This is a genomic window from Butyrivibrio sp. VCB2006, assembly GCF_000420945.1.
Taxonomy (GTDB): Bacteria; Bacillota; Clostridia; order Lachnospirales; family Lachnospiraceae; genus Butyrivibrio.
The window spans coordinates 280,483-292,895 of record NZ_ATVX01000005.1; the positions used below are offsets into that span (position 1 = coordinate 280,483).

At 42.0% G+C, this 12,413-nt stretch carries 10 protein-coding genes; 9 read left to right on the top strand and 1 reads right to left on the bottom strand.

What is annotated here, in order from left to right:
• Positions 1-5 precede the first annotated feature (5 nt).
• The 7 genes from G613_RS0107075 to G613_RS0107105 all read left to right on the top strand — a co-directional run bounded on the left by G613_RS0107075 (position 6) and on the right by G613_RS0107105 (position 8,959).
• A complete protein-coding gene (locus tag G613_RS0107075) occupies positions 6-911 on the top strand; it encodes an ABC transporter permease (RefSeq protein ID WP_029231994.1) in 906 nt (301 codons plus the stop codon).
• Positions 912-935: 24 nt separating this feature from the next.
• The gene (locus G613_RS0107080) at positions 936-1,874 is read left to right on the top strand and encodes a carbohydrate ABC transporter permease (RefSeq protein WP_029231995.1); all 939 of its coding nucleotides are present in this window, start codon (positions 936-938) and stop codon (positions 1,872-1,874) included.
• Between the two features lie 140 nt (positions 1,875-2,014).
• Positions 2,015-3,583 carry an ABC transporter substrate-binding protein gene (locus G613_RS0107085; RefSeq protein WP_029231996.1) on the top strand — a complete coding sequence of 523 codons (1,569 nt, stop codon included), beginning with the start codon at positions 2,015-2,017 and terminating at the stop codon, positions 3,581-3,583.
• 274 nt (positions 3,584-3,857) lie between these two features.
• Positions 3,858-5,609, top strand: a complete 1,752-nt coding sequence (locus G613_RS0107090) for a flavocytochrome c (RefSeq protein ID WP_029674640.1) — start codon at positions 3,858-3,860, stop codon at positions 5,607-5,609.
• A gap of 310 nt (positions 5,610-5,919) precedes the next feature.
• Positions 5,920-6,375, top strand: coding sequence for an ACT domain-containing protein (locus G613_RS0107095; RefSeq protein ID WP_029231997.1), 456 nt, complete (start codon positions 5,920-5,922; stop codon positions 6,373-6,375).
• Positions 6,376-6,388: 13 nt separating this feature from the next.
• The gene (locus G613_RS0107100; RefSeq protein ID WP_029231998.1) at positions 6,389-7,597 is read left to right on the top strand and encodes a homoserine dehydrogenase; all 1,209 of its coding nucleotides are present in this window, start codon (positions 6,389-6,391) and stop codon (positions 7,595-7,597) included.
• A gap of 42 nt (positions 7,598-7,639) precedes the next feature.
• Complete coding sequence (locus G613_RS0107105; RefSeq protein ID WP_029231999.1) at positions 7,640-8,959, top strand: aspartate kinase; 1,320 nt, start codon at positions 7,640-7,642, stop codon at positions 8,957-8,959.
• Positions 8,960-9,160: 201 nt separating this feature from the next.
• Here the strand turns inward: G613_RS0107105 and G613_RS0107110 are convergent, their stop codons facing one another.
• Complete coding sequence (locus G613_RS0107110; protein ID WP_029232000.1) at positions 9,161-9,964, bottom strand: hypothetical protein; 804 nt, start codon at positions 9,962-9,964, stop codon at positions 9,161-9,163.
• Positions 9,965-10,316: 352 nt separating this feature from the next.
• Here G613_RS0107110 and G613_RS0107115 point away from each other — a divergent pair, with 352 nt between their 5' ends.
• Both G613_RS0107115 and guaB read left to right on the top strand, forming a co-directional pair.
• The gene (locus tag G613_RS0107115; protein WP_029232001.1) at positions 10,317-10,829 is read left to right on the top strand and encodes a hypothetical protein; all 513 of its coding nucleotides are present in this window, start codon (positions 10,317-10,319) and stop codon (positions 10,827-10,829) included.
• Between the two features lie 103 nt (positions 10,830-10,932).
• Positions 10,933-12,390: an IMP dehydrogenase gene (gene guaB, locus G613_RS0107120; RefSeq protein WP_029232002.1), complete on the top strand. Its 1,458-nt coding sequence runs from the start codon at positions 10,933-10,935 to the stop codon at positions 12,388-12,390.
• Positions 12,391-12,413: the final 23 nt, after the last annotated feature.

Consider the following 12,413-nt stretch of genomic DNA (forward strand, 5'->3'; position numbering starts at 1 on the left):
GCAGTATGAAAGAATTTTTAAGAAACACCTGGAAACACAGAGCTCACGTTGTTATGGCACTGCCTGTGTTCCTCATCTTATTCTTTATCATGTATGTGCCTATGGCCGGCTTGGTAATGGCGTTCAAGAACTTCAACTATGTTGATGGTATTTGGAAGAGCCCATGGAACGGTCTTGATAACTTCAAGTTCCTGATAGCTTCCAAGGCAACATTCATTTCAATCACCAAGAACACAATTTTATATTATCTGTTGTTTACAGCAGTTGGTACATTCCTTAATGTAACACTGGCTATCATGATCGATAAGCTTGTGTTCAAGAAAATGGCCAAGACAATGCAGACTTTGATGATCATTCCGGTTTTTATTTCATATGCAGCCGTTCAGTTCATCGTATATGCATTCATCAGCTCTGACACAGGTATTATTAACCACATGCTTGGTACTACAACAAGATTCTATTCACAGGCTAAGCTTTGGCCTTGGATCCTCCTTGTAGTTAAGATCTGGAAGGACACCGGATATGGTTCAGTTCTTTACATGTCAGTGCTTGCCGGTATCGACTCAGAGCTTTACGAAGCAGCAGACATTGACGGAGCTAACTCCTGGCAGAAGATTCTCCATGTTACTATTCCATCACTTATTCCTATGGTAACAGTAATGCTTCTTCTTTCTGTTGGTTCAGTAATGCATTCCGATACAGGTCTTTTCTATCAGGTAACACGTAACAACGGTATGCTTTATTCAACAACACAGGTTATCGACTCTTACGTTCTGAATGCTATCTTTAGTAGTTCGAACTTTGGATTTGTAGCCGCAACGTCCTTCTTCCAGTCAATTGTAGGACTTCTGCTGATGTTGTTCGCAAATACAACAGTCCGCAGAATTGCACCGGAAAACGCATTGTTCTGATAATTGGCTAGAAAGGGGAAAGAGATGGCTAAGTTAAAAAGAGAAAACAACAAACTTGATATAGCTCCTTCTAAAGAGGAGAAGGTAACAGTAGGACAGGTTATTCTGGCAATTATCCTTCTTGCATGCACGCTGTTTGCATTCCTTCCTGTTGAGCTTACATTCGTAGCTGCTTTTACAGATGAAAAATCAATCGCAGTAAACGGCTTTAGATTCTGGCCTAAGGATTGGTCACTTGATGGTATGGCTGCAGTTCTTAAATATGGTAAGCAGCTGGCACAGTCATACCTGGTAACAATTTTTGTTACTGTAGTAGGTACTTTCGTGGGACTTCTTTTCATGAGTATGTTCGCATATTCAATCAGTCGTAAGGAGTTCAGACTTGCAAGATTTTTATCAATTTATCTTTTGATTCCTATGTTGTTCAATGGTGGAACACTTTCAGGATATATCGTATTCACAAGTTACTATGGATTGAAAGACAGCTTATGGCTCCTTATCCTTCCACTTTGTGTTTCGACCATGAATGTAATCATTCTGAGAACATACATAGCAAACAGTATTCCGGGAGAGCTTATGGAAGCTGCCAAGATCGATGGAGCAGGTGAATATAGAACATTCTTCCAGATCACACTTCCACTTCTTAAGCCTTCACTTGCAGCCGTAGGTTTCATGATGGCTACAGCTTACTGGAATGACTGGCAGAACGCTCTTTTGTACATTGATACAGATGCCAAGAAGCCTTTGCAGCTCCTTCTTATCAACATTCAGAAGAGTATCGAGTTCCTTCTTAATAACGCAAACGTTCCTGCATCAGCAAGAGCTGCCATGGGTGGTACTATTCCACAGTACTCATCAACAATGGCAACAGTTCTGGTAGTTATTGGACCTATCATGGTAGTATACCCATTCTTCCAGAAGTACTTCATCAAGGGTCTTACTGTTGGATCAGTAAAGGGCTGAGAGAACTTGCCAAGGTTTTTTACGAGGCTAGTTCGAACGTCTTCCGGCGAGCGAATGCGAGAGCGGAAGGTTCCATAACATGATATCTACCCGTTTGGGGTTGATATAAAAAACTAAACCACTAAATAAGGGAGGTTAATATGAAGAAAAAAGTTTTATCAGTAATGATGGCTACAGCAATGACTCTTTCATTGCTCGCAGGCTGCGGAAGCTCAGGATCAGCTACAGCAACTGAGACTCCTACAGACACAACTGCTACAGAGACACCTGCAGCAGACACAAACACAGACACAGCAGCTGCTACAGAGACTCCTGCTGCATCAGGCGACGTTACAGAGATCAGCCTTTACAGATGCTCATTTAACGTAGCTAACCCAGATTCCGCACAGGTTCAGAAGGTTCAGGATGCTATCAACGCATACATCGCTGACAAGATTCCTGTACAGATCAAACTTACAGACATCGGTTCTGGTGAGTACACAGAAAAAGCTAACCTTGCACTTGCAAACAACGAGATCAACCTTCTTTGGACAGCTTCTTGGGAAGGCACAATTGGAACTAACGACCTTTATCCTGCAAAGGCTGTTTACGATCTTACAGACCTCATCCAGGGATCAACACTTTATGGTTCAATGGCTGAAGGACAGTGGGAAGCAGCTAAGTATGATGGCAAGATCTACTTCGTACCTGTTTATAAGGACAACGTAGAAGGTTATGATTTCATGTTCCGTAAGGATGTTGTTGATGCTCATGGTTGGGATATCACAACAGTTAAGAAGCTTGCTGACCTCGAGCCAATGCTCGCTGATGCTAAGGCTGACGGACTTAAGTATCCTTTCCTTACACAGAAGACAGCTATGTTCTACAGATGGTACATCGACAGCTTCGATTTCTTCACAGCTGATGCTGGCGCAAACTTCGTAGCAGTTGATCGTAAGTCAGATGAAGTTGTTGACACAATCCTTACACCTGAGTACCTTGAGTTCTGTAAGCTTATGGCTGATTGGGCAGAAAAAGGCTACATCTCAGAGGATGATGCTACAAAGACAACTAACGATCAGACAACACAGACTCAGGATTGGGCAGTAACATGGTGGACAGATATCCCAGTTAACGACGAGGCTAATGCTCGTTATGGTCAGGAAGTTGTAATGCAGCCTGCAACAAGTAGATGGGCTCATTCAACATCAGCTCTTGGTTCTTGCTACTGCGTAACAGCAAACTCAACACCTGAGCAGGCTCAGGCTTGTGTAGATTTCCTTGGACTTCTTTACACAGATTCAACACTTGCTGATATCTATACATTCGGTATCGAGGGTGAGGACTTCACATACGATGCTAACCACCAGGTTGTGCAGAACTCTGAAAAGTACAACCACTCAATGTGGGAGTCAGCTAACGCTACAATCGTTACACCTCTTGCAAACGAGCCAGCTAACAAGGCTGATCTCTATGATGCATTCAACGGTGGCGCTAACACATCTTCAGCAGCTGGATTCAGATTCGACAAGACTCCTGTAGAGGCTCAGTACACAGCATGCGCTAACGTAGCTGGTGAGTTCGGATTCGCTCTTGAGAACGGTGGTGTTGCTTCTGCAGACGTTGAGTCTACAATCGAAGCATATCAGGCAGCTCTTGATGGCGCTGGATATCAGGAAGTTCTTGCTGAGTTCCAGAACCAGTACAACACATGGAAGGCTTCTAAGTAATTTGGGAGTTTCACGAGTATAGTTGGATACACGGGAATTTGATATCCTCCTTTCTTTATCCTTGGCCATACCTCCAGGATAAAGGTTACTCTTTCCTTTTATAAGCGTTAATAGAAAGCCATGGCATTCCCCGATGCCATGGCTTTCGCTTTGTCTAAAAATAGTAGTTCCTTCTTATTACAAATATAGTGGCAATAAACATGGATATATATTATAGTTAATATATAGATGTATTTTCGTTCACCGTTTTATGTATTATGAGAGGGAAAAGTACATGAATACAATGACAAAGCGAATTATATCCTGCGGAGCATGTATACTATTGGTTTTGTTCTGCATATGGGGCAGTACTTACGTTGTAGAGAGAGAAGGCAAACAGTTTGATGGATCTGCACAGGGCTTTGGAGGCGAGATAAAAGTATCTGTCTTTGTAGAGGGCAACACCATAACGGATATCACCTACCAGACAGAAGGAGAGACCCCATCAGTTGGTATAAGTGCTATACGTGCGCTGCGAACCAAGATTCTGAAAACCCAGAGCACGAAAATTGATGCGGTTTCCGGAGCAACATATACTTCAAAAGGATTCTTGTCAGCTATAGATATGGCCCTTGCACAGGGAGGTATAGTAGCTGATGGAAGTGGCGCTGTGGCAGAGGAAGACTATGAAGCTACAGCAGATGTTGTCATTGTGGGTGGTGGCGGTGCCGGAATGACAGCTGCCATTGCTGCAGCAGAAAATGGCAAGAAAGTAATACTTCTAGAAAAGAATGAAATCCTTGGCGGAAATACCAGTAGAGCGAGCTCTGGAATGAACGCAGCAGAGACGCACTATGAGGCCGAACAGGGCGTCGAGGACTCTGTAGATCTTTTTGTGGAAGATACTATGAAGAGCGGAAAAGAGATAAATGATCCGGAGCTTGTAAGAACTTTGGCGGAGAAATCAGCAGAAGCCATAGACTGGCTAGATAAGGAAAATGTACCTTTGTCAGGACCTCTTGGAACTATGGGCGGTCTTAGTGCAAAGAGAACTCATCGCCCTACGGACGAAGAGGGTAACGTAACCTCTGTAGGAAACTTTCTGGTTTCTGCACTTTCCGGAAGAATTGATGAGCTTGGTGTAGAGATTATCTATGGCGCCACAGTAAATAAGATCATTATGGACGGTGGTAAGGCTTCAGGAGTGGTTGCTGCAGGTGAATACGGAAATACAATTACCGTTCATGCTAATGCAGTCATTGTGGCAACAGGCGGATTTGGCGGAAATATGGACAGAATCGTTGCGTTAAGGCCTGATCTTGCTGGATATATATCTACTAATGTTCCGACAGCCAGCGGCGATGCGATAGATTTTTTGACGGAAGTTGGTGCTGACTTTGTAGATATGGAGCAGATTCAGCTTCATCCTACGGTTATTCCTACAGATGGTGCACTTGTTGGTGAGGCCTTAAGAGGAGACGGAGCTATCCTTGTTAACAGGGAAGGTGTTCGTTTCACTAATGAAACCGGCACAAGAGATGCTGTATCTGCAGCGGAAGTTGCCCAGACAGGCGGAAATGTATGGCTTATAGCAAACCAGGATATGTATGATGGTTCCGCTGTTATCAAGAAGCTTGATAAGGGTGGCTATCTCGTAAAGGGTGATACGTTGGAAGATTTGGCCAAGGCCATGGAATTTAATGACAGTGCTTCAGCCGCATTAAAAGATACAATAGATACCTGGGTAGCATGTGTTGCAGCTAAAGAAGATCCGGAGTTTGGAAGGGAAATAGGAGATGTTCTGACGGATCTCTCGCAGGGACCTTACTACGCAGTAAATGTAGGCCCCGGAATACACCATTGTATGGGCGGTGTAAAGATAAATACTGATGCACAGGTAATTGATACAGAGGGAAATCCTATCCCGGGGCTATATGCTGCAGGAGAAGTAACAGGAGGCATCCATGGTGCCAACAGACTTGGAGGAAATGCTGTAGCTGATATCGTTGTATTTGGCAAGATTGCAGGTGAGAATGCTTCCAAGTAAGAGATATTCATAGGACAAGTAAATTAAGGAATAGAGAGTGTTACGAGCCGGGACAGAGTGGCTTGTAACACTCTTTTTTGGTGGGAATGTATAAAAATCACAACAAAAGGTGAATAAATATAATTATTTTATGCATTTTTATAGTTGCCTTTGGGACTTTACTGTGCTAAACTCTTTGTATCGCAAACACATGTCCGTGTGAGAAGAACAAAATATGCTATATACGCACATGTGTCTTTGGTGGAAAGACTATACAATCTTTATGCATGCGATACAAAATAACTGATAATCTATGGGAGAAACCTCTGTAATGCAACAGGATACAGGTTATTACGTTATAAAAAAGCAGGCGGTTCCGGATGTGCTTCTCAGGGTGGTAGAAGCCAAGAAACTGTTGGAATCCGGCAAGGTTAAGACTGCAGCAGAAGCAGCAGCCAAGCTTGGAATCAGCCGCAGCTCTTTTTATAAGTATAAAGAAGATATATATGAATTTCATGATAGTCTACAGGGCACTACACTGACATTGACGTTTCAGATGAATGATGAGGTAGGTCTTTTGTCTTATGTTCTTAACCTCATTGCGGAATTCGGGGCCAATATTCTCACAATTCATCAGTCAATTCCGCTCAATGGTGTGGCGTCACTTTCAATTACTATTCAGGTTTTACCAACTACAAGAGACATAATGGAAATGATTTCCAAAATGGAAAAGGCAGAAGGCGTGCACAAGGTCCATATTACGGGACGAAGCGCAGCATTATCATAAAATGGAGGATGACATGGCAAAGGTAGCAGTTTTGGGATATGGTACAGTAGGAAGCGGAGTGGTAGAAGTACTTGATGTTAATGCCGCAGAGGTGGCAAAGAGCGCAGGGGAAGCGCTTGAACTTAAGTATATTCTTGATCTTCGTGATTTTCCTGGAGATAAGCATGAAGCACAGGTTGTTCATGATATTGATGTGATTTTAAACGATCCTGAGGTTGAGGTAATATGTGAGACCATGGGAGGTATTGAGCCTGCTCTTACTTTTGAAAAGAGGGCATTGGAGGCCGGAAAGAGCGTTTGCACTTCCAATAAGGAGCTTGTTGCAGCTCACGGACCTGAGCTCGTAGAACTTGCCAAAAAGAACAATGTAAGCTATCTGTTTGAGGCGAGTGTCGGAGGCGGAATTCCAGTTCTGAGATCACTTAATGATTCTCTTAAACATGAGAAAATCGATGCCATTACAGGTATCCTTAACGGAACTACCAATTATATCCTCACCAAGATGGATAAAGAGGGAATGGGCTTTGAAACAGTCCTTAAGATGGCTCAGGAGAGGGGCTATGCTGAGAGAAATCCCGAGGCGGATGTTGAAGGATATGATGCATGCCGTAAGATTGCAATCCTTGCCAGCCTTATGAGCGGCAAGCACGTTCAATATGAAGACATATACACAGAAGGAATTTCAAAGATCAATATTCATGATTTTGAATACGCAAGGGCACTGAATATGTCAATCAAGCTCCTTGCAATGTGTAAAAGAAATGAGAATGGATTTTTTACTATAGTTGCTCCATTCCTTGTTCCCAATGAGAATCCTCTCGCCAGTGTAAATGGAGTGTTTAATGCGATTGATGTACATGGCAACATGCTGGGAGATGTAATGTTCTATGGAAAGGGCGCAGGCAAGAATGCTACAGCCAGTGCAGTTGTTGCAGATGTTGTTGATATAGTCAAGCACAAAGGAAAACACATCGAAGTCAACATGAAGGCTGAGAAGGCAGTTCTTTCACCCAAGGACAATGCTGTTAGAAACTTCTTCGTAAGAGTTCCTGAAAACCTGGAAGATCAGGCCAAAGAGATATTCGGAAACAATGTTGAGGAAGTAAAAAGAAACAGTATTCCCGGAGAATTTGCTTTTGTAACTGAGCCTATTTCAGAGAAGGATTTTGAAGAGAAGCTTTGGAAGATGGACAGTGTTAAGGGATATATCAGACTTTACTGATAAAAAAATAAAGAATTAAGTGGAAGAGAGAGTGGCATTATTATGAAAAAGGTAGTTAAATTCGGTGGTAGTTCTCTTGCGAGTGCAGAGCAGTTCAAGAAAGTAGGAGAAATAATCAAGGCAGATCCTGACAGAGTATATGTTGTTCCTTCTGCTCCCGGAAAGAGAAATTCCAAGGACACTAAGGTGACTGACATGCTGTATAAGACTTATGCTCTTGCAGAGGCTGATAAGGATTTTAAGAAGCAGCTTTCTGACATCAAGGCCAGATATGATGAGATTATAAAGGGTCTTGGACTTAAGCTTAGCCTTGCTGAAGAGTTTAAGACTATTGAGAAGAATTTCAAAGCAAAAGCCGGAAAAGACTATGCAGCAAGCCGTGGAGAATATCTTAACGGTATTATCATGGCAGCTTTCCTTGGATACGAATTTATTGATGCGGCTACAGTTGTTGCATTTGACAAGAACGGCGAATTTGACAGCGAAAAGACTAACAAGCTCATGGCTAAAAAGCTTGAGAAATCCCCTAAGGCTGTTATCCCAGGATTCTATGGAGCTTACCCTGACGGAAGTGTTAAGACATTTTCAAGAGGCGGCTCTGACATAACCGGTTCTATCGTATCAAGAGCTATCAAGGCAGACGTATATGAGAACTGGACTGATGTTTCAGGATTCCTTGTTGCAGATCCACGAATCATTGAGAAGCCACCGCACATTGAGACAATCACATATACAGAGCTTCGAGAGCTTGCATATATGGGTGCCGGCGTTCTTCATGAAGATGCTATTTTCCCTGTAAGAAAAGAGGGTATTCCGATCAATATCAGAAATACCAACAAGCCCGAGGATCCCGGAACTTGGATTGTTGAATCCACAGCCAAGAAATCTAAGTATGTCATCACCGGTATAGCCGGCAAAAAGGGATTCTGCTGTGTCAATGTCCTCAAGGATCAGATGAACTCCGAGATTGGTTTTGTCAGAAGAGTTCTTCAGGCTTTTGAAGACCAGAGTATTTCAATTGAGCATGTTCCTTCTGGAATAGATACAATGACCGTATTTGTTCAGCAGGATGAATTCATAGAAAAAGAGCAGGCAGTTGTATCAGAAATCCACAGACTGGCTCATCCTGATATGCTTGAGATCGAATCAGACCTTGCACTTATCGCTGTCGTTGGACGCGGTATGAAGTCTACAAGAGGTACTGCCGGAAGAATCTTCTCAGCCCTTGCTCATGCAAGTGTCAACGTAAGAATGATTGACCAGGGCTCATCAGAGCTTAATATCATCATCGGCGTTGAGAACCGTGATTTCGAGAAAGCAATTCGTGCAATCTACGATATCTTTGTAACGACACAGATTTAAGCTGTTTAATTCATAGCCTCTTACGATTAGTAGAACATCCCAGGTATCTCAGTCAATGGGACTTTCGCGGCATATCCTCGCGGGCCGTGCCCGCTGTGGTATTCCGCGATTCCCATGACAGTGATATCTGGGATGTTCTAATAACCGCAAGCGGCTATGAATTTACTTCGTAAAATACATCATTTTGAATATCTCATTTACTTATCCAAGCAGATATTCAATAAACTTAATTCCAAGTTCCGGACGTTTGGTGTTAATGATTATTCCAAGTACAGGAGTTGTACCTGTAAGAGTATAAGCTCCGGATTCTGAAAGCTTTTCTGAACCATCAAGTCTGATTCCTACAGGAACAGGGTTATCCATTTCAGCTTTATCTGTTGTAGGGAATACAAAGTTCTTGTTGTAGTTATCAGCTATTACAGCGTATTTATTATTTGGATCAAATTCGCCGGTGCTGACATAATCCTGATATTCATCTGAATTAAGGTAATCAAGGTATGACTGATCTACGTAAACCAGGCGGTCTTCATATTTGGAAAGCTGCTCTGCAGACAAGATGTCTCTTAAGTCACCAAAAATCTGCTGATTGGCATAATACGAAAAGATATCTGAATCTGCTACCATGACATCGAGGTCTCCGCCGGCTACATTTGCCATAATTTTCTGGGCAGTAGAAATGGTGGTTTCTGTAATGACTTCCAAATTATAGGTTACGGAAGTGTCTATGAAACAGCTATATTTTTCTGTATCTATTTCTGCGTAGGGAGTAAAGCCTTCTTCCAATGTATCCTGCGCGCTGGACATTCCGGAGTTGAGCATAAGTGCGTAGAAACCGTAAGGTTTGTTGTTTCGAATGTCGTGGACAAGCATTGATATAAGGATTATCACAAAAATAGCAACCAGGGTATGAATCTTATAATATTCCCAGAAGTATTCCAGGTGAGCTTTGAAACCTTGTCCTTTTAATTTCTTTTGCTGTTCTCTTATTTCTTCATGTACTGACATGGCATTATCCTCCAATTGATACCGGGTAAAAATAAAATATGCATTTATTTCTTGTTTTGCGAAAATGAATCATTGTTTCTCCTGCTATTAATTAACAGAAAAATAATACATTTTTGTCATTAAAACATATATAATGGTAGTAGGCGCTTTTTATCCTTTTGCCTAAATCATAATAAAAACAATAATAGAAATAATGAAGAAAAGTGTCAATCCATTCTTTATGATAATTATGTGAAAATGCCGAGAAATAGTCGCAGGACAAAATCTTTGAATTGTTTGTTAAAGCCCTTGAAAGATTAGACAAAGTAATATAAGATAGTCGATAAAATGATATGGGAGGCTATTATTACAAATGGTTAGTGATAACAGTTATGTAGAATGTCTTGTCTCTAGTAAGGCGTCTCCGATTCTGGTTGTTCTCAAGGGAGTCGCAATTACACTCGCAGTTATTTCCTTTTTATCAACATTTTTAATGGGCACAGGTATTGTAGGCATGATTCTTGCAATTGCCTTCGGAGCAGGTTATTACTTTGCTTCTCTTAATGCCAGTATTGAGTTTGAGTATCAGTACTGTGACAGAGAAATCACTGTTGATAAGGTTCTTAACAAGCAGAGACGTAAGAATATCGGCAAGTATGATGTAGGCAGAATTGAGGCTATGGCTCCTTCTCGTTCTTATCATCTTGACGAGTACAAGAACAAGACCTACAAGGTGCTGGATTTCTCCGCAAGAGAGAAGAATCCTCAGCCGGATCCAACATATACTATTTATTATGATGGTAAAGAGAAGATTATTCTTGAGCCTACGAAAGAGTTTGTGGATGCCGTCAGAAACGTAGCACCAAGAAAAGTATTTGTTGACTGATTATAACTGAATATTGATTTGCACAGATAGTTAAAGCTTATTAATGTATGGGGATACATTGATACCAAGTAAACATTTTTTATTTTAAGAATGGGAGTAGAGAATGGGACAGATTATCGGCGAAGGAATTACTTTTGATGACGTACTTTTGGTACCTGCTTATTCACAGGTTATACCTAATCAGGTGGATGTTGGTACTTATTTGACCAAGAAGATCAGACTTAACATTCCTATGATGAGTGCAGGAATGGACACCGTTACTGAGCATAGAATGGCTATAGCAATGGCTAGACAGGGCGGTATTGGTATTATTCACAAGAACATGTCAATCGAGGCTCAGGCTGAAGAGGTTGATAAGGTAAAAAGATCAGAGAACGGCGTCATCACAGACCCATTTTCACTTTCTCCGGAACATACACTGGCTGATGCGGATTCTCTTATGGCAAAGTTCCGTATTTCGGGTGTTCCTATAACTGAGGGCAGAAAGCTTGTTGGTATTATTACAAACCGTGACCTTAAGTTTGAAAAAGATTTCTCTCAGAAGATCAAGGATGTAATGACAAGCGAGAATCTTATTACAGCTAAGGCAGGAATTACTTTAGAGGAAGCAAAGAACATTCTTGCCAAGTCCAAAAAGGAAAAACTCCCAATTGTTGATGATGATTACAACCTTGTAGGACTCATCACAATCAAAGATATTGAGAAGACTATTAAGTATCCTCTTGCTGCCAAGGATGATCAGGGAAGACTTCTTTGTGGCGCAGGTGTTGGTATTTCAGCTAACTGCCTTGAGAGAGTTGCAGCTCTTGTTGATGCCAAGGTTGATGTGATTGTCCTTGATTCAGCTCATGGACATTCTGAGAACGTTCTTAAGTGCCTTAGAATGATCAAGGAGAAATTCCCTGATCTTCAGGTTGTAGCTGGAAACGTTGCTACAGGAGAAGCTACCAAGGCTCTTATTGAGGCTGGCGCGGATGCTGTTAAGGTAGGTATCGGACCAGGATCTATTTGTACAACACGAGTTGTAGCAGGTATCGGTGTTCCTCAGATCACAGCTATTATGGATTGCTACAAAGTTGCCAAGGAGTATGGTATCCCGATCATCGCTGATGGTGGTATCAAGTACTCAGGAGATATTACTAAGGCTATCGCTGCAGGCGGAAACCTTGTTATGATGGGATCAATGTTCGCAGGATGCGACGAGGCTCCCGGTGAATTTGAATTGTTCCAAGGCAGAAAATATAAGGTATACCGTGGAATGGGATCTATTGCAGCCATGGAGAATGGCTCCAAGGATCGTTACTTCCAGGAAGATGCCAAGAAACTCGTTCCCGAGGGCGTAGAAGGACGAGTTGCATATAAGGGCACTGTAGAGGATACAGTATTCCAGCTTATGGGTGGCCTTAGATCAGGTATGGGATACTGCGGATGCCAAACAATCGACGAACTTAAAGAGAACGGCAGATTCATCAAGATGACATCAGCAGCTCTTCGTGAGTCTCATCCACATGACATTCAGATTACAAAAGAGGCTCCTAACTACAGTGTTGACAACAACTAATTAAACTTACGATGTAACTACAT